Source organism: Alteromonas sp. 14N.309.X.WAT.G.H12, assembly GCF_036697315.1.
In the GTDB taxonomy this organism is placed as follows: domain Bacteria; phylum Pseudomonadota; class Gammaproteobacteria; order Enterobacterales; family Alteromonadaceae; genus Alteromonas.
Genome location: NZ_JBAHZB010000022.1, coordinates 15,583 through 38,948, shown reverse-complemented (window position 1 = coordinate 38,948; position 23,366 = coordinate 15,583). Strand labels below are relative to the sequence as shown.

The 23,366-nt window shown below is 47.3% G+C and carries 22 protein-coding genes; 11 read left to right on the top strand and 11 right to left on the bottom strand.

Annotated features, from left to right (window positions below):
* Window positions 1-8 precede the first annotated feature (8 nt).
* Window positions 9-1,328: a Xaa-Pro dipeptidase gene (gene pepQ, locus V5298_RS08765; RefSeq protein WP_332931081.1), complete on the top strand. Its 1,320-nt coding sequence runs from the start codon at window positions 9-11 to the stop codon at window positions 1,326-1,328.
* A gap of 10 nt (window positions 1,329-1,338) precedes the next feature.
* Window positions 1,339-2,064, top strand: a complete 726-nt coding sequence (locus tag V5298_RS08760) for a divalent cation transporter (protein WP_332931080.1) — start codon at window positions 1,339-1,341, stop codon at window positions 2,062-2,064.
* 46 nt (window positions 2,065-2,110) lie between these two features.
* On the opposite strand, the gene ispB is transcribed toward V5298_RS08760, so the two are convergent.
* Window positions 2,111-3,085, bottom strand: a complete 975-nt coding sequence (ispB, locus tag V5298_RS08755) for an octaprenyl diphosphate synthase (RefSeq protein WP_332931079.1) — start codon at window positions 3,083-3,085, stop codon at window positions 2,111-2,113.
* A gap of 455 nt (window positions 3,086-3,540) precedes the next feature.
* Between ispB and rplU the strand changes: the two genes are divergently transcribed.
* From rplU to folA, 7 genes are all read left to right on the top strand, one after another.
* Window positions 3,541-3,852 (top strand): 50S ribosomal protein L21, encoded by a 312-nt coding sequence (gene rplU / locus V5298_RS08750; protein WP_216028500.1) that lies wholly within the window; start codon window positions 3,541-3,543, stop codon window positions 3,850-3,852.
* Between the two features lie 15 nt (window positions 3,853-3,867).
* Window positions 3,868-4,125, top strand: a complete 258-nt coding sequence (gene rpmA / locus V5298_RS08745; protein ID WP_332931078.1) for a 50S ribosomal protein L27 — start codon at window positions 3,868-3,870, stop codon at window positions 4,123-4,125.
* Window positions 4,126-4,321: 196 nt separating this feature from the next.
* Entirely contained in the window at window positions 4,322-5,494 is a 1,173-nt protein-coding gene (cgtA, locus tag V5298_RS08740; protein ID WP_332931077.1) for an Obg family GTPase CgtA, read from the top strand.
* A gap of 211 nt (window positions 5,495-5,705) precedes the next feature.
* The gene (locus tag V5298_RS08735) at window positions 5,706-6,050 is read left to right on the top strand and encodes a hypothetical protein (protein WP_332931076.1); all 345 of its coding nucleotides are present in this window, start codon (window positions 5,706-5,708) and stop codon (window positions 6,048-6,050) included.
* A gap of 16 nt (window positions 6,051-6,066) precedes the next feature.
* The gene (locus V5298_RS08730; protein ID WP_332931075.1) at window positions 6,067-7,311 is read left to right on the top strand and encodes an HlyD family secretion protein; all 1,245 of its coding nucleotides are present in this window, start codon (window positions 6,067-6,069) and stop codon (window positions 7,309-7,311) included.
* 1 nt (window position 7,312) lies between these two features.
* Window positions 7,313-9,535 (top strand): peptidase domain-containing ABC transporter, encoded by a 2,223-nt coding sequence (locus V5298_RS08725; protein ID WP_332931074.1) that lies wholly within the window; start codon window positions 7,313-7,315, stop codon window positions 9,533-9,535.
* A gap of 105 nt (window positions 9,536-9,640) precedes the next feature.
* Window positions 9,641-10,147 (top strand): type 3 dihydrofolate reductase, encoded by a 507-nt coding sequence (gene folA, locus V5298_RS08720; protein WP_332931073.1) that lies wholly within the window; start codon window positions 9,641-9,643, stop codon window positions 10,145-10,147.
* Window positions 10,148-10,209: 62 nt separating this feature from the next.
* Here folA and rpoS read toward each other — a convergent pair whose 3' ends face one another.
* From rpoS to ftsB, 9 genes are all read right to left on the bottom strand, one after another.
* Entirely contained in the window at window positions 10,210-11,202 is a 993-nt protein-coding gene (gene rpoS, locus V5298_RS08715) for an RNA polymerase sigma factor RpoS (RefSeq protein ID WP_332931072.1), read from the bottom strand.
* A 66-nt stretch (window positions 11,203-11,268) separates the two neighbouring features.
* Window positions 11,269-12,144, bottom strand: a complete 876-nt coding sequence (locus V5298_RS08710; protein ID WP_332931071.1) for a peptidoglycan DD-metalloendopeptidase family protein — start codon at window positions 12,142-12,144, stop codon at window positions 11,269-11,271.
* A 10-nt stretch (window positions 12,145-12,154) separates the two neighbouring features.
* A complete protein-coding gene (locus V5298_RS08705) occupies window positions 12,155-12,733 on the bottom strand; it encodes a YqaA family protein (RefSeq protein ID WP_332931069.1) in 579 nt (192 codons plus the stop codon).
* Window positions 12,730-13,365: a protein-L-isoaspartate(D-aspartate) O-methyltransferase gene (locus tag V5298_RS08700; RefSeq protein WP_332931068.1), complete on the bottom strand. Its 636-nt coding sequence runs from the start codon at window positions 13,363-13,365 to the stop codon at window positions 12,730-12,732. The genes V5298_RS08705 and V5298_RS08700 overlap by 4 nt, the downstream gene beginning before the upstream one ends.
* A gap of 27 nt (window positions 13,366-13,392) precedes the next feature.
* Entirely contained in the window at window positions 13,393-14,145 is a 753-nt protein-coding gene (gene surE / locus V5298_RS08695) for a 5'/3'-nucleotidase SurE (RefSeq protein ID WP_332931067.1), read from the bottom strand.
* A 17-nt stretch (window positions 14,146-14,162) separates the two neighbouring features.
* Window positions 14,163-15,245, bottom strand: a complete 1,083-nt coding sequence (gene truD / locus V5298_RS08690; RefSeq protein ID WP_332931066.1) for a tRNA pseudouridine(13) synthase TruD — start codon at window positions 15,243-15,245, stop codon at window positions 14,163-14,165.
* Window positions 15,239-15,724, bottom strand: a complete 486-nt coding sequence (ispF, locus tag V5298_RS08685) for a 2-C-methyl-D-erythritol 2,4-cyclodiphosphate synthase (protein WP_332931065.1) — start codon at window positions 15,722-15,724, stop codon at window positions 15,239-15,241. The genes truD and ispF overlap by 7 nt, the downstream gene beginning before the upstream one ends.
* Window positions 15,725-15,734: 10 nt before the next feature.
* On the bottom strand, window positions 15,735-16,439 hold the full coding sequence (gene ispD, locus V5298_RS08680; RefSeq protein WP_332931064.1) for a 2-C-methyl-D-erythritol 4-phosphate cytidylyltransferase: 705 nt from the start codon (window positions 16,437-16,439) through the stop codon (window positions 15,735-15,737).
* Between the two features lie 4 nt (window positions 16,440-16,443).
* Complete coding sequence (ftsB, locus tag V5298_RS08675) at window positions 16,444-16,734, bottom strand: cell division protein FtsB (RefSeq protein WP_332931063.1); 291 nt, start codon at window positions 16,732-16,734, stop codon at window positions 16,444-16,446.
* A 412-nt stretch (window positions 16,735-17,146) separates the two neighbouring features.
* On the opposite strand from ftsB, the gene putA reads away from it, so the two are divergent.
* A complete protein-coding gene (gene putA / locus V5298_RS08670; RefSeq protein WP_332931062.1) occupies window positions 17,147-20,947 on the top strand; it encodes a bifunctional proline dehydrogenase/L-glutamate gamma-semialdehyde dehydrogenase PutA in 3,801 nt (1,266 codons plus the stop codon).
* A gap of 65 nt (window positions 20,948-21,012) precedes the next feature.
* Here putA and V5298_RS08665 read toward each other — a convergent pair whose 3' ends face one another.
* Window positions 21,013-21,627, bottom strand: coding sequence for a TIGR04211 family SH3 domain-containing protein (locus V5298_RS08665; RefSeq protein ID WP_332931061.1), 615 nt, complete (start codon window positions 21,625-21,627; stop codon window positions 21,013-21,015).
* Window positions 21,628-21,772: 145 nt separating this feature from the next.
* Here V5298_RS08665 and V5298_RS08660 point away from each other — a divergent pair, with 145 nt between their 5' ends.
* Window positions 21,773-23,341 (top strand): CYTH domain-containing protein, encoded by a 1,569-nt coding sequence (locus V5298_RS08660; RefSeq protein ID WP_332931060.1) that lies wholly within the window; start codon window positions 21,773-21,775, stop codon window positions 23,339-23,341.
* Window positions 23,342-23,366 lie beyond the last annotated feature (25 nt).

The following is a 23,366-nucleotide window of genomic DNA, read 5'->3' as shown; positions in this document are numbered from 1 at the left end:
GAGGCTTTATGACAATAATAACAGACAACTATGCATCCCATATTGAAACGATGCAGACGCGTACAAAAGAAGCGCTGCAACGAGAAGGACTTGATGGTTTTGTAATCCATGCAGGTCAAAGTAAGCGTCTATTTTTAGACGATAATGACTACCCCTTTAAGGTTAATCCTCATTTTAAAGCCTGGTTACCGGTTATTGATAACCCCAACTGCTGGTTAGTGGTTAACGGCACCGATAAACCCAAACTCATTTTTTATCGCCCTAAAGATTTTTGGCACAAAGTTCCCCCAGAGCCCAAGGATTTTTGGGTTGAACACTTTGAGATTGTGTTGTTAGCACAAGCTGATGCGGTAGAAAAATACCTTCCCTATGACAAAAAAGGGTTCGCGTATATTGGCGAATATATCGAGGTGGCCAGAGCATTAGGGTTTGATAATGTGAACCCAGATAGAGCACTCCACTACCTTCATTACCAGCGCGCTTACAAAACCGATTATGAGCTTCAATGTATGCGACAGGCCAACATACTAGCGGTTAAGGGGCATAAGGCCGCTCAGGCCGCTTTTAACGCTCAGGCCAGTGAATTTGAGATAAAGCAGGCATACAATAGTGCGGCACTACAGGGTGATAACGACTTACCCTACACCAGTATTATCGCGTTGAACGAGCATGCCTCTATTTTGCATTATATGCATTACGATCTTACCCCGCCGAGTGCGCACCGTTCGTTTCTCATAGATGCAGGGGCTTCTTTCAACGGTTATGCCGCCGATATTACCCGTACTTACAGCCATCAAGATGCGCGTTTTGCAGAGCTTATTGCACGGGTCGATAAGGTAACAACAACGCTGGGAGATGCCCTTAAACCGAATGTGTCTTACTCCGATCTTCATGTATTGGCCCACGATGGTATTGCCCAAATTCTACATGATGCCGGCATCATTAATCTGCAACCTCAGGATATCGTTGAACAGGGTATTTCCCGTACCTTCTTTCCTCATGGCATCGGTCATTTTCTTGGCTTACAGGTACACGATGTGGGCGGGCTGATTAATGATGATCGCGGCACGCCTAAACCACCACCAGAGGAGCATCCGTTCCTGCGTTGTACCAGACTAGTGGAAGCGCGACAGGTATTCACCATAGAGCCAGGGTTGTATTTTATCGATAGCTTATTGCACGAACTTAAATCCAGTCCGGCATCAAAATATGTTAATTGGGATACCATTGCCCAGTATCGTCCGTTCGGAGGAATTCGCATTGAAGATAATATAATCGTTCATCGCGACCGCAATGAAAATATGACCCGGGAACTGGGGTTAGACTAAGGAGTGGGGGATGCCTGATCAGCACGTCTTTGTGGTTGTGGGCGTTGCACTGCTAGCCGGTTTAGCAATGCCCAGCGGTGCCATTTTAGCCTTTAATGACAGAATTCAGCCTCAATGGCTAGAGCAGGAAATTCGCCATAGTGTGATGGCCTTGGGGGCGGGGGCACTTATTTCTGCAGTGGCATTGGTGCTGATCCCCGATGGCATCAGACACCATACAACGGTCTCGGCTTCCCTGTGTTTTGTCGGCGGAGCCTTGGCGTTTATGGCCTTGGATATCTACCTAGCAAAGCATAAAACACCAGCCAGTCAGTTAGCGGCCATGCTTAGTGATTTTATTCCTGAGTCTTTAGCGTTAGGTACCACTGCGGCAATGGGCGGCGGTACCTTACTGCTAGGGGTACTTATTGCAATCCAAAATTTGCCCGAAGGGTTTAATGCATACCGAGAAATGGCGGATGCGTCTAACGTGAAGCCAAAACGCCTGATCATGAAGTTTGCCACCATGTCACTGTTGGGCCCAATAATGGCGGCCGTCGGGTACTACTGGTTGGCGGCCTATCCGATGATCATCGGTGGCATTATGCTGTTTGCTGCCGGAGGCATTTTGTATTCGGTGTTTCAGGATATGGCACCGCAAATCCACATGAAAAACAGATGGATGCCGCCAATGGGGGCGATTTTGGGTTTTCTTATCGGGTTAGTGGGATTTATGTTGGAATCAGCTCCCACCTAAACAGGGCCACCCCGTCCGTGGAGTGTTAATTAGCGCTATAGGGGGCTTAACTGGTACGAGCTACGGCAAGATGGGCCAGACCTTCTAGCGCATCTTTGTATGGCGAGTCTTCAATGGCGGTAAGGGCAGCAATTGCCTTCGCTTTTTCGTCTTCCGCACAACGACGGGTATACGCCAATGCGCCGGTTTGATGCATGATCTGCTGAATTCGGGCTAAATGAGGCAGCCCATTGGCTTTCTCTATGGCTTCTCGAATTAGTGCTTTATCATCGGCATCTTCAGCATGCCACATGGCATACAGCAAGGGCAGAGTCGGCTTACCTTCCGCCAAATCATCACCGGTATTTTTACCCATATCTTTGGCTTCTGACGCATAGTCGAGAATGTCATCGGCTAACTGAAAGGCCGTGCCTAAATGCTTACCGTAATTTTGCATGGCCAATTCAACCGCGTCAGATTGATTTGTTAATACCGCTGAAAGCTGGGTTGCGGCTTCAAACAGGCGAGCAGTTTTGCCGTAAATCACATCAAAGTAGCGTTGCTCGGTGGTATCAGGATCGTTGCAATTCATCAATTGCAGTACTTCTCCTTCAGCAATACGGTTGGTCGCGTCTGACAGGATTTCCATCACCCGCATACTGTTTAAACTCACCATCATTTGAAATGATCGTGAATACAAAAAGTCACCGACTAACACACTGGCTTGATTCCCAAAAATTGCATTGGCGGTTTCTTGTCCACGCCGTAGGGTTGATTCATCCACCACATCATCATGAAGAAGTGTGGAAGTATGAATAAATTCAATAATGGCAGCAAGTGTATGATGTTGCTCGTTTTCAATACCCATGGCGCGCGCAGAAAGTACTGCAAGCAGCGGGCGTAGTCGTTTTCCGCCGCTATTGACGATATAAAAGCCCAGTTGATTAATAAGCGAAACTTCAGAATCTACCTGTCGTTGAATGAGGGCATTCACGGCTTTCATATCCGCAGCAGCAAGCTCGCGAATCTTATCTATATCCATTAACATTACGTGCGTGTTGATTCATTATGATTAATCTGGAGCGGTGATTGTACCTGAAACTCTATAGGTATCCACCCAGATAACTGAAAAACTCGAGCTTCAAGGGAAATATTCGTCAAAAATACGGTATATGGGGGTAATTAATCCTTTAAATGCGGATAACATCGGAATGAGTCGGCTGAAAAAAGGCCTTTTGGTTGAGCAACACAATTGTTTAGTATTAAACCGAATGAGTTTAAAAAACGGCTTGTTTATTAGTGCACTAGAAAAATAATTTCGGTGGTTTTTGGGCGATAAAACCGGAAGGAATGGTATGTTAAGCCCGTGTTTCCTGCGAAGCGCGAAAAATAATCAAATTTTGTGATTTTCGGGGTTGTGATTTAAGGATGTTTCACGTACAATTCGCGCCCTGTTTTTTGAATTGAAGCGTCAAGTGACGCAGAGCGGAGTAGAATATGTACGCGGTTTTCCAAAGTGGCGGTAAACAGCACCGTGTGGCTGAAGGCCAGACCGTTCGTCTAGAGAAGATCGAAGTCGCGCCAGGCGAGACTGTTGAATTCGATAACGTATTAATGGTTAGCAACGGTGACGATGTTAAGATCGGCACACCTTTAGTGGCAGGTAGCAAGATTACTGCTGAAGTTGTACAACACGGTCGAGGCGATAAAGTAACTATCGTTAAGTTCCGTCGTCGTAAGCATTCTCGCAAACAAGCGGGTCACCGTCAGTGGTTCACAGAAGTGAAAATCACTGGTATTAACGCATAATAGGAGCACGAACACATGGCACACAAAAAAGCTGGTGGTAGTACCAAAAACGGTCGTGATTCAGAAAGTAAACGTCTTGGTGTTAAACGCTTTGGCGGTGAATCTGTTCTTGCTGGTAACATCATCGTAAGACAACGTGGTACGCGTTTCCACGCTGGCGACAACGTCGGTATCGGTAAAGATCACACGTTATTTGCTTTGAAAGACGGTAAAGTTCAGTTCGATGTTAAGGGCAAGAACAACCGTAAATTCGTAAGCATCGTTGGCGAATAATCGCAAACAGGCTTAGCGCCGAACAGGCTTAATAAACCCCGCTTAGGCGGGGTTTTTTGTTTCTTAATAGTGTTGCTGGCGGCGTCGCCGGCAAAGATGAAGCAAGAACCCAAATGGATTTGACACTGTAGTGATTGCCACTATGGTGTAAACTTAGCGTTCAGATAGAGCAGTCGAAAACGACTCGGAGTGATAAATGAAATTTGTTGATGAAGCTGAAATTCGTGTTGAAGCCGGCGACGGTGGGAACGGCGTAGTTGGCTTTAGACGAGAAAAATACATCCCGAAAGGTGGCCCTGACGGCGGTGATGGTGGTGATGGTGGTTCTGTTTACTTGCAGGCCGATGAAAACCTCAACACCCTCATTGATTATCGCTTTGAGCGCTTCCATCGTGCTGAACGTGGTAAAAATGGCCAAGGAAGCAACTGTACGGGGCGTGGAGGCGAAGATCTCACTTTGCATGTCCCTGTGGGTACCCGAGCTACCGATGTGGAAACAGGTGAGGTTCTCGGCGATCTCACTAAACACGGTCAACGGATGAAAGTGGCACAAGGTGGCTTTCACGGCTTGGGGAATGCTCGATTTAAAAGTAGTACAAACCGCGCTCCACGGCAAAAAACCAATGGTACGCCGGGAGAAATCCGCAACCTTAAACTCGAATTGATGCTGTTGGCTGATGTCGGCTTATTGGGTATGCCCAATGCCGGTAAATCCACCTTCATTCGTTCTGTTTCTGCGGCTAAGCCAAAAGTGGCGGATTATCCTTTCACTACGTTGGTACCTAACCTAGGGGTCGTGAGACAAGATGCCCAGCGCAGCTTTGTTATTGCGGATATTCCGGGTCTTATCGAAGGAGCGGCAGAAGGCGCAGGCTTGGGGATCCGATTCTTAAAGCATCTGGAACGTTGTCGCATATTGCTTCATCTTGTGGATCTTCTGCCTGCGGATCAAAGTGATCCTGCTGAAAACGCGCAAAAAATTATTTCCGAGCTAGAAAAATATAGCCCGAAACTGGCGGCCAAACCCCGTTGGTTGGTGTTCAACAAGGTAGATTTACTACTTGAAGATGAAGTGGATGCCCTGTGTAAGGAAATCACTGAAAAGTTAAACTGGGAAGGCCCCGTTTATCAGATCTCCGCATTCCAGCGGTTGAATACCAATCCACTATGTCATGACATCATGAACTTTATTGAAACCCTGCCTGCGGTAGAAGAGGTAGATGACGATGAAGGGGAAGAAGTCGAATTCAAGTGGGATACGTACCATAAAGAAGCATTGGAAGCCGACGTTATTTACGAAGATGACGATGACGACGATGATGACGACGAATGGGATGATCATCCAAACGTGGTTTATACCAAAGAGTAAACAGCCCTTTTTTGTTTCACCTGTCGTTTTACCAAACGGCAGGTGAGCCTTCAACATCCATCCTTTCCCCTTTTTATCACCTCCCGCTTATCCAACCCCTTATTTTACTTACCTAAAACTGGTCCGTTTGTTCAGTAGTCGGCTGTCGATATCGCTGTCAATATAGTGCTGTAGCTCATGATATTGATAAATAAGATTAAGGAATCATGCCATGACAATAAGGGAATACTTCAATCATTATTATCACATTATTTGCCACGGTGATTTGGCCCAGCTCGATACACTGTTTCACGCCGATTCCCCGTTTTTAACCGGTATAAAAAGCCAGTACGAAATGCTTCGTCAGCAACTACAAATGCATGTCGATATCGAGTTGCTTGAACTGGTGGCAAAGCAAGATGATCTCATCGTGATCCGAGACAAAATCTTGTTTGAAGGCTGTAATGGGGGCAATTGCCATCGTAATCGTTCGGGTAATCTTCATGTATTGACAAAGCGCGAAGACGGTGAGTGGAAGTTTCTTTCTACCTTGTGTATTGGTGTGGCTGCGGCGTAAGCGATCAGGTGGCAACATGTCTTCATTTTTTCGAAAGGAAGTCCTCGCGCATCAGCGTCACAAATTAGACGGCGACGTCATCATCGCTACCCCGATGTCCTTTAACGTCATACTTGTCATAATCGTGGTTATCGTCGTTACCGGTTTGCTCTATCTTTTTTGGGGAGAATATCACCGCAAAGAAGTCGTTGCCGGGTATTTACGTCCCGCTAGTGGATTAAGCAAGGTGTACGCAGCGGCCACGGGGATCGTCGATGAGGTATATGTACAACAAGGGGAAACGGTGAAAAAAGGCGAGCCGTTGGCGCGCATCCGTTTAGATAGACAATTGCGATCGGGTAGTGGGCTCAATGAAGCGATTGTTGACGAATTACTCGTTCAAAAGCGCCTGATTGAAGCCAATTTGCATAATCAACAAGCGCTATATGAAGTGAATAAAAGTAACTTAGCGGCGCAGATCCTCAATACCAGCGCCCAACTTAAACAGGCAGAAGAACAGCAACGGCTGTTGCAGGAGCGTTTAGTCCTCAGTGAGAAAAAACGGGACGATATCCAGCAACTTATTCAGCGGGGGTTTGCAAGCAAACACGACCTTGATAGCCAGCAAGATTCAGTATTAACCCTGCGTCAACAATTGCAGGACATCCATACTCAAATATTGACGGTGAGGGATGCGCTGAGTCAATTGGATTACCAGCATCGTCAGTTACCCATAGAATACCAACAATCTGTTTCCGATCTTCGCTCTCAATTAGCCGGCATCAAACAACAAATCTCACAGGCTGACGCCAAGCGCAGTTTCGAGGTGGTGAGTAATCGCAACGGCGCGGTAACCAATCTCTTGGTTAAAACTGGCATGATGACCCAGGCGAATCAACCCTTGATGACAATATTGCCTGTGGATGCGCCCTTAGAAGCGGTGTTATTTGTTCCTACCCGAGCCTACGGGTTTATCGAAAAAGGTCAGCATACCCGCATTCGCTATCAAGCATTTCCCTATCAGCGTTTTGGTATTTATAACGGTACCATCACTGCAATATCCAAATCGGTGCTGTTGCCAAGTGAAAGCACGATGCCCGTCACCTTTGATGAACCCGTGTATTTAGTGGTGGTGACACTGACCCAACAACATGCCATGGCTTATGGTGTCTCCGTTCCCCTTCAGTCAGGTATGTTGTTAGAAGCCGATATTATGGTTGATAACCGTACTCTGTTCCAATGGCTGTTTGAACCTTTTTACAGTATCAAAGGAGCCGTGTGAGATGGAAAATCCCCGTCATTTGCTCGCCTTTAACGGCGCGAAAGGGTTACCGCTCATCATGCAAACCGAAGGGGCTGAATGTGGTTTGGCCTGCTTGGCTATGGTGGCGGGCTATTACGGATATAAAACAGACTTAACTTACCTCCGACAGCGCTATGGGATCTCGCTAAAAGGTGCCAACCTGGAGCAACTGATGGAAATTGCGGATTGCATGCAGCTTAGCACTCGGGCGTTACGGTTAGAGTTAGAGCACCTCAATCAACTGAAACTCCCTTGTATTGTGCATTGGGATTTGAACCATTTTGTGGTACTTAAAAGTGTTAAAAAAGGTAATGTGGACGTTCACGATCCCAGTTTAGGAGAGCGTAAATACACCCTTGCTGCATTTTCCAAGCATTTTACTGGTGTGGCCTTAGAGTTAACGCCAACCAAGGAATTTAAGGCTGAAGATACCCGCACGTCCATGGTCTTAAGCGACTTTTGGCACACCATCAGCGGGCTGAAATCGACACTTATCAACCTGTTTATTTTGTCACTGTTGTTGCAATTATTTGCCATAGCGTCTCCCTACTATATGCAGCTTGTCATTGATGAGGTGATCATCAGTTACGACAAACACCTTTTGGTTGTGCTGGCCTTTGGTTTCGGTGCGCTCATGCTTATTGACGCCATAACAAATGCCGTGCGTAGCGTATTGTTATTGCATTTTGGTAACCTGATGAGTATTCAGCTTGGGGCCAATTTGTTTCATCATTTAGTCCGCTTACCCCTCGCATATTTTGAAAAACGGCATATAGGGGATGTGGTTTCCAGGTTCGGCTCCCTGCAACAAATCAAGGAATTGCTGACCCAAGGGCTTATCGAGGCTGTGGTAGATGGCTTGATGGCGCTTATCACACTGGTAATGATTTTTATCTATAGCCCACTATTGAGTCTCTTTGTATTAATTGCTATAGGTGTTTATGGCCTATTTCGGCTTGTGATGTATCGCCCTTTACGACGCATGTCTGAAGAACTGATTATCAACCAGGCTAAAGAGCAATCTAATTTTATGGAGACTGTCAGAGGGATCCAAGCCATTAAGCTATTTGGCCGAGAGGTTCAGCGTCAAGGTCTTTGGCACAATCGTTACGCCGATAGTTTAAATGCCGGTATACGTGTCGGGCGTTTAACCATTACTTATGACACCTTTAACAAGCTTATTTTCGGCATAGAAAATGTGTTGGTGGTGTACTTCTGTGCATTGTTGATCATCGATGGTGAACTGACCGTGGGCATGGTGATTGCGTTTATGTCGTACAAGGGGCAATTCTCAGAGAAAATGGCGGGCTTAATTGAAAAGTGGATTGAATTTAGAATGATCAGTTTGCATTTTAACCGCCTGGCAGATATTGCGCTGACAGAAAAAGAAAGCCACTTGCAGGGCGTACGGCCTTTAGATTCCTTGTCCGGTGAACTGTCTTTACGTAACGTAAGTTATCGCTACAGTGAGAAAGGACCTGAGGTATTATCATCGATAAACCTCACCATACATTCTGGTGAGTCCGTTGCCATTGTGGGGCCATCAGGTTGTGGTAAAACCACCTTAGTGAAAATCATGTTGGGACTCTTTGCGCCACAAAGCGGGAATGTTGTTGTTGATGGTGTGGATATTTGTCAAGTAGGGCTAGGGGAATATCGAAATCAGATTGGGGCGGTTATGCAGGATGATCACTTGTTGTCCGGCTCTATTGCTGAAAACATCAGTTTTTTCGATCCGTCCTGTGATATGAAAAGGGTGGAATGGGCGGCGTCAATTGCCGCCATTCATCAAGATATTTTGGCCATGACCATGAGTTACAATACCTTGGTTGGCGATATGGGGGCAGCGTTTTCTGGCGGACAAATTCAGCGTCTTTTGTTGGCAAGGGCACTGTATAAAAAACCGAAAATTCTGTTTATGGATGAGGCAACCAGTCATCTTGATACCCTGCTGGAGTCGGCGGTGAATCAAAGCATAAAAGCGCTGAAGATAACCCGTATTATCATTGCGCACCGACCACAAACGATTGCCAGCGCCGATCGTGTTATTGAAATTAAACAGGGCAGGGCCATAGAACGAGCGTCACCGCTACCATTTCAGCAATCGCCGTCCACTAAAAAGATCTTTTTGGATGTGACCAATATTACGCCATTAACTCCGTGTGAACCAAAGGGGTGTGATTTGGATTTAAGCCAGTGCTAATCAGCGTGTAAAAAAGCATGGCAAGCCATCGCTAGGCTTCCTGGGCAAGTTCTATTACACTCTGGGTCCACATTTATATAAATATTGCAACGGTAGTAAGCGAAGATGAAAATAGCAATGATCGCGGCCATGGCCGAAAACAGGGTAATTGGCGCAGATAATGACATGCCATGGCATTTACCCGCCGATCTTAAGCATTTTAAATCGGTCACCTTGGGTAAACCTGTGATCATGGGGAGAAAGACCTATACATCTATTGGTAAGCCCCTGCCTGGTCGACCTAACATTGTTATTACTTCACAGCCGTCCACCGAGTTTCCGGCAAGTGTGACTGTGGTTAGTACGCCTCAAGAAGCCCTTAGTCACGCCGTAATGCTGGTGGACGAAGATGAGGAAGTTATGATTATTGGCGGTGGCAGTATTTACAACACCTTCCTACCGTTGGCTGAGGTCTTATACCTTACCCACATTAAACTGCAAACCGAAGGTGATACGGTATTTCCTGATTATGCGAAGGAAAGTTCGTGGCAAGTTTTGTCCCGTGAATCCCATGGCGCGGACGACAAAAACCCTTATGATTACGAATTTGTGAAATTACAGCGAAGTGAATAATAAGATCAGGCAGAGCCTGATCTTATTTTGTCTTATAGGTTTTCGCTAAACAGAGAGAAAGGTTATTCACCCATTTGGTCGAACATGCTTTCTAACGTTAAGCCCTGATGACCCAACGTATCTCGTAGTCGGCGTAAAGCTTCTACCTGAATTTGTCTAACCCGTTCTCGGGTTAATCCGATTTCAGTGCCGACATCTTCCAGTGTAGATGGTTCATAACCGAGCAGACCGAAGCGACGGGCAAGTACTTCTCGTTGTTTCGGATTAAGATCTTCAAGCCATTTTACAATGTTCGCTCGCATATCGTTATCCTGAAGGTTCTCTTCAGGACCACATTCGTTATTATCGGCGAGAATGTCTAGCAACGCTTTGTCATTCTCACCGCCGATAGGAATGTCTACCGAGGTAATACGTTCATTAAGTCGAAGCATTCGACTGACTTCTTCTACCGGCTTGTCTAATGCTTTGGCGATTTCATCGGCAGTGGGTTCATGATCGAACTTTTGTGACAATTCCCGTGCGCAACGCAGATAGACATTTAATTCTTTAACTACGTGAATAGGTAAGCGAATAGTACGGGTTTGATTCATGATGGCCCGTTCGATGGTTTGTCGAATCCACCATGTTGCATAAGTTGAAAAACGAAATCCCCGTTCGGGATCAAATTTTTCTACGGCACGGATTAATCCAAGATTGCCTTCTTCAATTAAATCGAGCAATGCCAGCCCACGGTTGTTGTAGCGACGAGCAATTTTTACGACCAGACGAAGATTAGAAACGATCATTCGTTTACGAGAAGCGTCACATCCCTTTAAGGCACGGCGAGCAAAATAAACCTCTTCCTCAGCGGTAAGCAACGGTGAAAAACCAATTTCACCTAAATATAACTGAGTAGCATCTAGGTTTTTGGGTGGTTCCTCCTGAGAAAACGCATTGTCATCAACGGCGTTGCCTCTGTTAGATTTTAGTTTAGTGCCAGTTTTAGTTTCTGGCGTATTTTGCTCAAACTCTTCCTGAGCCTTTGGTGCGATTACAGCGGTTTTTTGTTGACCCACGACAGCATCTCCTGCGTTGTTGGTTACCCTGCGATGTTCTCCTTTACTTTCTTATTATTTTTTATTTTATTTTTTTACTTTTGGCAGGTAGCGAAGAGGATCTAATGATTTTCCCCGATACCTCACTTCAAAATGAAGTTTTACCGAATCTGTACCCGTGTTACCCATGGTAGCAATTTGCTGCCCTGCGGCGACCCATTGCTGTTCTTTCACGACGATTTTGTCATTGTGTGCATAGGCACTTAGCATGGCATCGGTATGTTTTATAATAACCAGATTGCCATACCCTCGTAATGCGTTGCCGGCATAAACCACTTTTCCCATGGCGGCAGCGACAATAGGGGTGCCTTTTTTAGCCTGGATATTAATACCCTTATTGCCCGGTGCTTGCGGGTCAAATGCACTACTAACGTTTCCATTCGTCGGCCAAACCCATTTTTCTACTGTTGTGGGAAAGTCCCGTCGAAACGTTTCTTTTTGCTTTTCCGTCAAAGGTTTGACAGTAATAACGTCTTGCTTGTTAACACGAATTTCACTTTCACTGTACGCTTGCGATTTAGGGGGGTCAACACTCCTTTTGTCGTAATTTTTGCTGGTCGTACCAGATTTGACTTGAACTTTTTTATGGGAACTGGTTTGTGTCACCGCTGTCATTTTTTTCGGTTGTAAGCGCAGAGTTTGACCGGGGTAAATTGGATAAGGTGCTGAAAGATTGTTGTATTTTGCGAGATCCCGATAGTCATTTCCGGTGTACCAAGCGATGGCAAACAAGGTATCGCCCTTTTGTACTACATAAGTGTTACTTTTAAACCCCTGGTCATCTTCTTGGGGTTGACTATCGAGTAAAGTGACCGGCGCGGGTGTCGTTCTGTTGGAACAGGCCGTCAAAAATATGACGCAAAGAAGAGAGAGAAACGATAACTTAGCCCACTTTTTATCCATTCTCACTCCTTTAATGCAACAACAAGTAGGCAATCACGGCAATGCCTACCGTAGCCCAGCCTAAATACTCAATATATTCCCTTAATTTTGTTTCCATGGCCGCGCCACCCCAGCGCATAAGACCGGCGACAAGAAAAAAACGTGCGCCTCTACCGATGGCTGAAGCAATGAGAAACGGAGCAAATGCCATACTCAGGATGCCGGCACTAATGGTGAATATTTTATAGGGTATGGGAGAAAACCCAGCTAAAAACACCACCCAAATACCGTATGCTTCAAACCACTGAATGGTTGTTTCTAATTTTTCCTGATACCCCGCTGAAAGAATGAGAGGCTCTAGCCAGGCATCGAAGGCAAAATAGCCTAAGGCATAGCCACCAATTCCACCTAATACCGAGGCGAGGGTGGTAAGGGCGGCATATCGCCACGCCCGATGGGGCTGAGACAAGGACATGGGGGCCAACATCACATCAGGAGGAATGGGAAAAAACATGGATTCAGCAAAGCTTAGACCTGCCAGGTATTTACCCGCATGGCGGTGCTTGGCCCAGCGTATCGCTAGGTCATAACACGATTGAAATAGCTTCACTGCAAGTCTCCTGCAATCAGCGGTACGAAACGCACGGATTCAATGGTGTTGGTTTGTAATTCGCCATCGATTCGATCGACGCATAATAGGTTTTGTTGTGCACTTCCCACAGGGATAATCAGCCGTCCGCCTTCTTTTAACTGGTCACAAAGATCCTTGGGCAACTGACTGGCAGCGGCCGTAACTAATATGGCATCGTATGGGCCTTTACTTAGCCATCCTTTCCAACCATCGCCATGTTTCATGGAAATATTATGCAAATTTAGCTGATTCATGCGGCGTTTAGCCTGAAACTGCAAGGTTTTGATCCTTTCTACGCTGTACACATGATCAAATAGCTTGGCTAAAACGGCGGTCTGATAGCCAGAGCCGGTGCCAATCTCTAAGATTTTTTGTGGTTTATTGTCTGCTTTTAGTAGCAGTTCGGTCATTTTAGCCACAATATATGGTTGTGATATCGTCTGTCCCTGACCAATAGGAAGGGCTGTGTTTTGATAAGCTTTATGCTTAAGTGCATCAGGGAGAAACAAATCCCGGGGAGTGGCGGCAATTGCCATCAATACTTTTTGATCCCTAATCCCTTCACTGAAAAGCAGTTCGGCGAGCTTTTCGCCCTTTCTTGTTGTTTTCATCGCAGTGAGTCTGTTCCTATCTAATAATTATGAAATACTTTTATTTAACCAGTCTTCCATACCGGCAAGGCTTTCCTGCGCGGTCATATCCACGCTAAGTGGTGTCACAGAGCAGTAACCATGAGCAATAGCGTGAAAGTCGGTGCCTGGTCCCGCTTCCTGTTCTGCGCCCGATGGGCCGTACCAGTATATTTCCCGGCCAAAAGCGTCGGTATCCTTTACCATGCCTTCAGCCCGGTGTCGTTTTCCTTGCCGTGTTACTTTTATTCCCGTTAATTGTTCGTAGGGAACATCGGGAACATTAATATTTAATATTTGATTAGACGGTAATGGGTGAACCTGAAGTTTACGAATAATCTCCAGTACCACTTTGGCGGCGGTCTCAAAATGCTTGCCTTCATGACTGGTTAGAGACACCGCTATGGCGGGCAACCCCATGTAGCGCCCTTCTGTTGCGGCGGCCACCGTACCGGAGTAAATCACATCATCACCAAGATTGGCGCCATGATTGATGCCTGAAACCACCAGTTCGGGATCTTCATCTAAAAAACAATTGACCCCTAGGTGCACGCAGTCAGAGGGGGTACCGTTTACCGAGTAGAATCCGTTGTCAAGTTGTTGGATCCGTAATGGGTTGTGCAAAGACAGGGCATTACTGGCGCCACTGCAATTTCTGTCTGGGGCAATAACGGTCACATCGTGGGCTTGCGCCAGCGTTTTGTACAGGACGGTAATGCCTTTGGCGAATACGCTGTCGTCGTTACTCAACAAAATTCGCATGTCAGGTTCCTTATTGGCTAAGTAGTCGGTTGCGTTTGGGCGGGACCCGCTGGCGATATCAGCGTCACACACTCACGTAATACGGTGGTGGCGTAGCAGCCAGCCGGTAAACTGAATGAAAGGATCACTGTATCACCCTTATGTTGCCATTCAAGTTGTTGTGGCCAGATTTTTATCGGCCGTCTTTCCTGCTTCATCCCAGTTTGTTCAAGAAAGCCTGCCAGTGGCCCGTGATTGCTCGCCACCGCTTGCTCAAGTGCAAGGGCTTCCTGATCCGTAGGCGGTGCGCCGGCACCCCAAAGTGGTGCTGTGGGCGACAGATCGCGCTCGGCGTATCTGTCACTAAAAGCGGGATCGTTATCGGTATTAATAAAAAAGCTATGAGAGCCCGACAGCATCAAGGCATCGCCGGGGATCACGCTATCTAACAAGCCCTGCTCGATGCGTTGACTTAACACTTCATTGAATAACCAGCTGCGCAAAGCCGATAGCGCCATATTGCGTTTGTTTCGGTTACGAATGACTTCGTTGGCAATCATGCGCGCGCCAAGTTGAAGGTTGCCCCCTTCCATTCGTTGGCCTTGTTCGTCTATGCGCACCTGTCCAAAACGTTGCTCGCCAAAATAATTGGGTGCACCGTGTTTGTTGACGTAATTTAGCGCTTTGATAAACCCATCGCTTTCGGTTAAGTTGCGCAAGGTAATACTAAAGCGATTACCTTTAAGCTGGCCGGTTCTTAATTTTTTATTGTGACGGTGTGCCGACAACACCTTTACCCCAGGTACCGCAAAAGAGGTGAAATCGAAATCGGCTTTACCCGGTGCATGCAGCCCAAACCACTGACGGGTAACGGCGTATTTATCCTTTCTCCCGGCGTAGGAAACATTCCGTAACGGCAGGCCGGTAAACTTAGCCAATTGTTCGGCTACCCACGCCGTATTTGCCTGGGTCTTTTCCACCCAAATAAACTGATGTTCACCTTCTTCGGTAAGGGCGTAGCCTAAATCCTCGGTTACTACGAAGTCTTCAGGATCCCGTTTAAATACGGCGGTAGAGGTAGGCGGTGTCGTGGCAAAACGCCAGTGTTCCGTACTTAGCATGACGAGCTCGCCTGTTGCAGTAGCACCACAGCGTGGGCAGCAATACCTTCTTTTCTGCCGGTATAGCCCAGCTTTTCCGTGGTGGTGGCCTTTACATTAACCGCGCTGATATCACAATCACAATCTTCGGCAATGATGGTGCGCATCTTTTGAATATGAGGCGCCATCTTTGGGGCTTGGGCGACGATGGTAACGTCGGCATTGCCTAATGTATAACCTTGTTGATTAATTAACTTCATAACATGACGTAATAATTGGCGACTGTCAGCGCCGGAAAAGGCCGCGTCGGTATCCGGGAAATGTTGTCCGATATCACCCAGTGCAGCCGCGCCGAGAAGGGCGTCACATAGGGCGTGTAAAAGCACATCGCCGTCAGAGTGGGCAAGCAGCCCTTGAGGGTAAGGGATGTGTACGCCACCTACAATGATAGGTCCGTCACCACCAAATTTATGTACATCAAAACCATGTCCTATTCGCATGCAGCGCCTCTCAGGAAGTGGGGAAAGTGAGTTGTCTAAGATAAAATTCAGCCAGTGAGAGATCCATTGGCTGGGTAATTTTGATATTACCCGGGTGGCTGTCGATGAGTGCCACTGTGTACCCTTGGGCTTCCATTGCCGATGCTTCATCAGTAATGGTTAAGCCATTGTTTAAGCCACTTATCAGGGCTTGTTTTAGTAACACCGCTGGGAATAATTGCGGCGTTAATGCATGCCAAAGGTGTTCCCTACTTTCGGTATGGGCAATACATGGACGATTACCCTTTGCCCGTTTCATGGTATCTCTTACTGGCGTTGCGAGTATGCCGCCAGTCACGTCATCACGACTGCGTACCGCGAGCAGCTGGTCAAGATCGGTATGATGCAAGCACGGCCGCGCGGCATCATGTACCAACGCCCAATCGCCAGGGTTCAATACGGATAAACCGGCAAGCACAGAATCGGCCCGTTCTTTTCCGCCGTCTACCACGGTAAGCCAGGGGGCATTGGCCACAGGCAATGTGGGAAACCAACCATCGTCTTTGTTTATTGCCACCACAATGTGGTCAATGGCGGGGTGGCTGTGTAAGTTTTCTAAAGTGTGTTCGAGAATCGTTTTACCCGCTAGAGTAAGGTACTGTTTGGGTTTGTCGGCCCGCATTCGACTGCCAACACCCGCCGCCGGTACCACGGCCACTACTGAAGGTTCTGTCATGACTTTAATCGTTGTTCGCAGGAATAATACGGTAAAAGGTTTCGCCCCGTTTTATCAGTCCCAATTCGTGTCGCGCCCGCTCTTCAATTGACTCAAGACCTATTTTGAGATCGTTGATATCGGCTTTTAGCAGGCTATTTCGTTGCGCAAGGTTCTGATTTTGCGCCGATTGTGCTTTTACTTCCTCTTTTAATTTGAGGTAGTCGGGGATCGCATTTTTACCAAACCACAGACGGTATTGCAGCATGCACAGTAGTGCAATCAATATGATGGTTATCCATTTATCCTGCCGCACAATCGGTACCTTGTCGTTAATCATCAACCTATTATGCCCACTCCGTTGCGGCGGGTCTACTGGCTGCAAGGTTTTTGCGCCATTGTCAGGCAATTTTAATCATTTTATTGTGTTTAATAACAGGGTTTCCACCCACCACGCTTTGTGTTGTTATGGGATAAGGGAACACAAAAAGATCCATCATGTTTAATTGTACACAAAACGATACAGGGCAAGTGAATAATGCAGCAGGCAAAACGGTGTGCTATCTCGCTTGCTCGACTAAATTTCGGTAGCATCCGGCGAAAATAAGGTTGTGCGCTGATCTTTACTGCGCCTAACCGTTATAAAAACCATTACTGGGGCGAAAAAGCACGCCATCTGTATCGACAGTTGGTATTGCCCATAAACTTTTAACGATAGAAGGATTTCAATGCTCAGTCACGACGATCTCAATACACTATCTTCCATTCGTCAGCGGATTCGTGATCACTACCGTATCGATGAATCCACCGCTATTGATCAGATCTTACCTATTGCGGAAGTCAACCCGCGGGCACGCAGTCGGGCGTGGGAAAGGGCGCGCAAAATGGTTTTGCAAATACGCCGCGAGCAAGAAGGTCATGGCGGTGTGGATGCGCTGCTCAATGAATATTCACTGTCTACCGCCGAAGGCGTAGTATTGATGTGTTTGGCGGAAGCCTTGTTGCGTGTGCCAGATAAAGCCACGCAGGACGAATTAATTCGGGATAAATTATCCAAAGGGCAATGGACACCCCATTTGGGTAATTCCGACTCCTTGTTCGTCAATGCCTCGGCCTGGGGATTGCTTCTCACCGGTAATATGGTGAACTATGCTGACAAACGTCGACAAGAACAGTTTGGCTTGTTGAAGAAAACCTTGGGACGGATGGGAGAGCCGGTTATCCGTCGTGCCATGAATATTGCCATGCGAGTGATGGGCAGACAGTTTGTTATGGGTGAAACCATTAGCGATGCGGTGGAACGGGCCAAGGAAAAAGAAACCAAAGGTTATGTGTACTCCTATGACATGCTTGGCGAAGGTGCGCGCACCATGGCGGATGCTGAGCGTTACTATGAGGCTTACGTCGAGGCGATAAAGGTTATCGGTAAAGCCGCAGCGAACCGTGGGCCAAAGCGCTCGCCGGGTATTTCCGTCAAGTTATCAGCCATCCATCCCCGTTATGAATTTTTGCAATATGAACGTGTGCTGGCTGAAATTCCACCCAAACTCAAAGCCCTTTGTTTGATGGCGAAAGAATATGATATCGGGCTGACGGTGGATGCTGAAGAAGCGGACCGATTGGATATTTCTTTAGATATTATTGAGCGGGTATTTCGGGATCCGGATCTCAATGGTTGGACCGGTTTTGGGTTAGCCGTTCAGGCCTACCAGAAACGGGCATTGGATGTGATTGAATGGTTGCGTACCCTTACCCTTGAAGTGGGTCGCAGTCTGATGGTGAGATTGGTAAAAGGGGCTTATTGGGATACGGAAATTAAGCTTACCCAACAATTGGGCGTGGATGGCTTCCCGGTGTTCACCCGAAAATCATCCACCGATGTGTCCTATCATGCTTGTGCCAACCGGTTATTGGATTACCGTGACACGATTTACCCCCAATTTGCTACCCATAACGCCTACTCGGCGTCGGTGATAATCGAGTTGGCCGGTGACGATAAAGAGGGCTTTGAGTTTCAATGTCTGCACGGCATGGGCGATACCTTATATGATCAGGTGGTCACCGAAGAGAAAATTCAATGCCGGGTGTATGCGCCCGTTGGCGAACACGAAGATCTCCTGGCATATCTGGTAAGACGGTTACTGGAAAACGGGGCCAATTCTTCGTTTGTTAATGCCATTGTCGATGATGAGCAGCCGGTAGAAGCCTTGCTAGAAGATCCGGTGGAAAAAACACAACGCCTTAAAGTGCGCTATAACAAGCAAATTCGTACGCCACGGGATTTGTATGCCCCAGAGCGGGAGAATTCACGGGGCTTGGATCTCACCGACGTGAACGCCGCAAATGCGTTACAGCACGAATTATCTCGCTGGAAAAATTACTACACCAAAGACAAACAACAAATACCCGACAATGCCACAATGGTGGTGAACCCTGCCCATCATCAGGATATCGTTGGCTATCATCATTATGCCGAGCAAGACGGGATGCGTCAGGCGTTGGATATCGCCCATACGGGGTTTGCATCCTGGTCAAAACGATCCGTGGAAGAACGGGTCAGCATTTTAGAGCGTACCGCCCATGCCCTTGAGCGCCACATGGGCGAACTCATTGCGATCTGTATTCGTGAAGCCGGTAAAGTGACCCAAGATAGCATCGATGAAGTGCGCGAAGCGGTGGATTTTTGTCGTTATTATGCGGTCCGTGCCCGCGAGCTCGATGAAGATCAGCGCTTCGTTCCCCGGGGGGTGGTGTTGTGTATCAGTCCGTGGAATTTTCCCTTGGCAATTTTCTTAGGACAAGTGGCCGCCGCACTGGCCACCGGAAACACGGTGGTAGCCAAACCGGCAGAGCAAACAAGCTTAATAGCCAAACGTGCTGTTGAGATCATGCATACCGTGGGATTACCCGAAGATGCGTTACAACTCATCATTGCGCCGGGTAAGTATGTGGGCAGCACCTTGCTGCCGGATGAGCGAATCAAAGCGGTTATGTTTACCGGCTCAACCCAAACCGGTACGTTAATTTCCCAGTTGTTAGCTGAGCGGGGCGGCGAGCAAGTCCCCCTTATCGCCGAAACCGGCGGACAAAACTGTATGATCGTCGATTCCACCGCCTTACCGGAACAAGTGGTGGATGATGTGATCCATTCGGGTTTTCAAAGTGCGGGGCAACGTTGTTCGGCGTTGCGTGTTTTGTATGTGCAAGAAGACATTGCCGACGATTTAATCACCATGCTCATTGGCGCTATGAAAGAGTTGGCCATTGGCGATCCGGCTTCTCTTCGCACCGATGTGGGCCCCGTAATCGATGAAAAAGCCTTAAACAGCTTAAAAGAACACCAAGATTTCATGAAGGACAATGGCACCTTGTTGTATCAGTGTGAGGTGCCGACGGGCCATGACGATGGTTATTTCTTCCCGCCTACCTTATATGAAATTAGTGAAATCAATGTGTTACAACGTGAAGTCTTCGGTCCTGTGGTGCATGTTGTGCGCTTTAAAGGAAGCGAAATCAGTGAAGTGGTGGATCGGATCAACAGTACCGGTTTCGGCTTAACCATGGGTGTACATTCGCGCATTGAAGAGCGGGCCAATGAACTTGCGGCCAGAAGTCGCGCCGGTAATGTGTATATTAACCGTGACATGATTGGCGCCATTGTTGGTGTTCAACCCTTTGGTGGTCGCGGTTTGTCGGGTACGGGCCCGAAAGCCGGCGGGCCAAATTACCTTCGTCGTTTGATGCAGGAGCGGGCAACGCCTAAGCCTTCCTATGTTGAAGATGTGGAAAACCCGGATGCGGCGTTGGTGGGTGAGCAGCAAGATGCAGAAGCCGCAAATCGTCTTATGAACAAAGGCGTAGCGGTAGAAAGCCTATGGCGTCATACGCCACTTAACGACCGTATTTCCATGGTAAGGCAGTTGCTCGCCAAACTGGCAAAAGTGGATATTGTGGATGAATTGGCCGATGATCTGAATAGAACATTGGCTACCGCGCGCCAACAGTTAACCAGCATTGAACGCAAACTGGCAAAGCCCAAGCAGTTGCCCGGGCCAACCGGGGAGTCCAACAAACTGTATCTTGAACCTCGAGGGGTGATGGTGTGCTTTGCGGATAAAGGGGTGACGTTTGAATATTGGACGCTGTCTATCGTAACGGCATTGGCCACCGGAAACGTAGTCGTATCGGTGGTTTCCGATCTGTTTTACGAAGAAGCGTTGGCGTTCCAGAAAAACTTCAATAAAACCGGTGCCAAAGAAGGGGTGTTTCAGGTCGCCAGACTCAGTCACTTGAATGATTTGTTGATGCACGAGCACCTTGCTGGGGTGGTAGTGGATTCGAATACTGAGCGTACGGCGCAGATCACCGCCATGCTATCTTCTCGGGAAGGGGCTATATTGCCGGTGATCACCGCAGAATATAACGATAACCTGATTCAGCGAATGGTGACGGAAAAAACCATCAGCATCGATACCACCGCATCGGGGGGAAATACCTCACTGATGACGTTAGTCGAGGATGATGAGTAGTGTCTAATCCCTAACGGGGTTATGAAAATAAAAAGCGTGTCTTTAGACACGCTTTTTTGTTTTTACTATACCCATTCACTGGAACGACGACGTTTTCTCGGTAAGAAAGTCAAAATCACACCAAGTAAAACCCCGCTTCCTGCGACAATGCCGCCCCAGGTAAACCACTTGATCATTTCGTCCTTGCTTTGAGCTTCAAGTTGCAAGGTCAGCTTTTGTATCTGCCGAGTTTGGCTGTCGGTTTCCTTTGACAGGCGAGTGACATCCTGCTGTGCTGTGTTCAACTGCTGTTTAAGGCGGCTGTTTTCAGATTTCAGTCCTTGCAGGCTGGCTTGATTGTCTGCCAAGCGCTTGGTCAAAATAGGCAGTTGCTCTGCCCGAGACATGGTGTTGCTGACAAATTTAGACTCGACCCAGCCGGTTCTGTCCTGATTGTCTTTAACCTGTGTAAATTCAGTCTCGCTGTTTCTGTCTAACACCGTTATTGGTGTTCCCGCTTCAATAGAACCGAGAATACGATAATTTCTGCTTGGCCCCGTATGGAGAAAGACAAACAGATCATCACGAATGTAATGTGAAGAAGATGCCTCCATTTGCAGAGACTCATCGATGGGCTCCTGTTGCCCGAAAACTTGAAAAGAGAGACCGATCATGGTGATCGTAAGCCACTTTCGTAACATAATGCGTCCGTCGTTATATTGAAAAACTCTGTGATGGTATTGGCTGTAACTCCGAAAGGCAAGCTTACAACCAAGGTTAGGACAGATAACTTTCCGTTCCGTTCATCCTAAAGAGGAAATTTCATTTTTCAAAAACGAACTAACATTGCGAAAAAACAAAGACAAAGGTATGGTGTTAGCCATATTAGCCCACCGCCCTTTTCGCATCATGTCGGAAATTGAAATAAAATTTGTTTCACGGGAAAGCACGCTTTCGCCTTTTTTGGAAAACGTGGTGCCCGCACTGGAAAGTGTGGGTTTTACTGTGCAAAGCGAACCTGAAATCAGGTTACAGAACGACTACTTTGATACACCAGAACACCATTTCCAACAACGCAAAATGGGGTTTCGGGTTCGAGGATGTAATGAACAATACGAACAGACGGTAAAAACCCGCGGTAAAGTCAGTGGCGGTTTACATCAGCGCGCAGAATACAATGTGGATCTACAAAGTGCAGAACCGGATTTACGTTTGTTTCCCTCGGATATCTGGCCGGATAACTGGCAGGTAGAGCAAGTTAATACGGCATTGCAGCGTCAGTTTAGTACCCATTTCTCCCGCGTGGCATTCAATGTGACACGAGGCGAAGCACAGGTGGAAGTGGTGCTTGATGAAGGCGAGGCCACCACGGGGAAAAACAGCTCACCCATTCGGGAAATTGAACTGGAGTTAAAGCAGGGCGATATCACCGAACTGTTTGCCATTGCCAACGTGCTTATCGAACATATGACGGTGCGCTTGAGCGATGTATCAAAGGCGGCCCAAGGCTACCAACTGATAAATGGTTTATCGCCCGTGGTTGTTCCCATGGAGGCGTATCTTCCATTAACCGAAGACATGACCACGGAACAGGCCTTTTGCAGTGCGGTACAATATGCCCTTAGCCACTGGCAAAAGCATGAGCACCAGTTTTATGAAACCGGCTCTATCAAGGTGTTGCCAGAAATCGTAAACAGTGCCCGTCTGTTGATGCAAACGGTTTCTTTGTATCTGCCGGTGTTACAGTGTCCGCAAATGCTCAAGGTGCATCAGGTGTTGATGCAATATATGCAGCGTTGGCTGTGGCAGGACGACTTACAATGTTTACGTTACCTGTTATCGAAAAAGAGCGTATTTTATAAATGCTTAAGCCGTTACCCTGCGTTAGCCAGTTATCTTCAGGGGCGAAAAGCCGGGCTTATTCATGCCCATGCTCCCGATGACCTGCTCTGTAGTGCACAAACCAACAAGCTGAAGATCCTGTTAACCGAGGTAGTGACCACAAAGCCTTGGCGGGAACACTCTAAGGCTTATGATATTCCTGTGATGGAGCATGCTAAAGGCTGGCTGTCCCAAGGGTGGCAAACGGTTCAACAGACTATGCCGTCCGCCCGTGGGATGGCACCTGAAAATTACATTGCGATTGAAGTCTTATTGCGTCAAACCTTGTGGAATGGTTTCTTATTGGCAAAGTTGTTTGATGATGAGCGTCTCCATTTTAGAGCACCGTGGTTAGATCTTTTAACCGGCATCGAAGAATTAAAAGCACTTATGATGCTACGGGGTGTCGCGCAAGAAGCTGAACTTGACGATATTAGTGATATTTTTGCCTGGATAGATGAAAAAATATCACGGTTAATGCGAGTAATGGAACTTACTCGTAATGCCGGTATGCAGGGCGATGTGTACTGGTAATGTCACACTACTATCGACAAGAAGG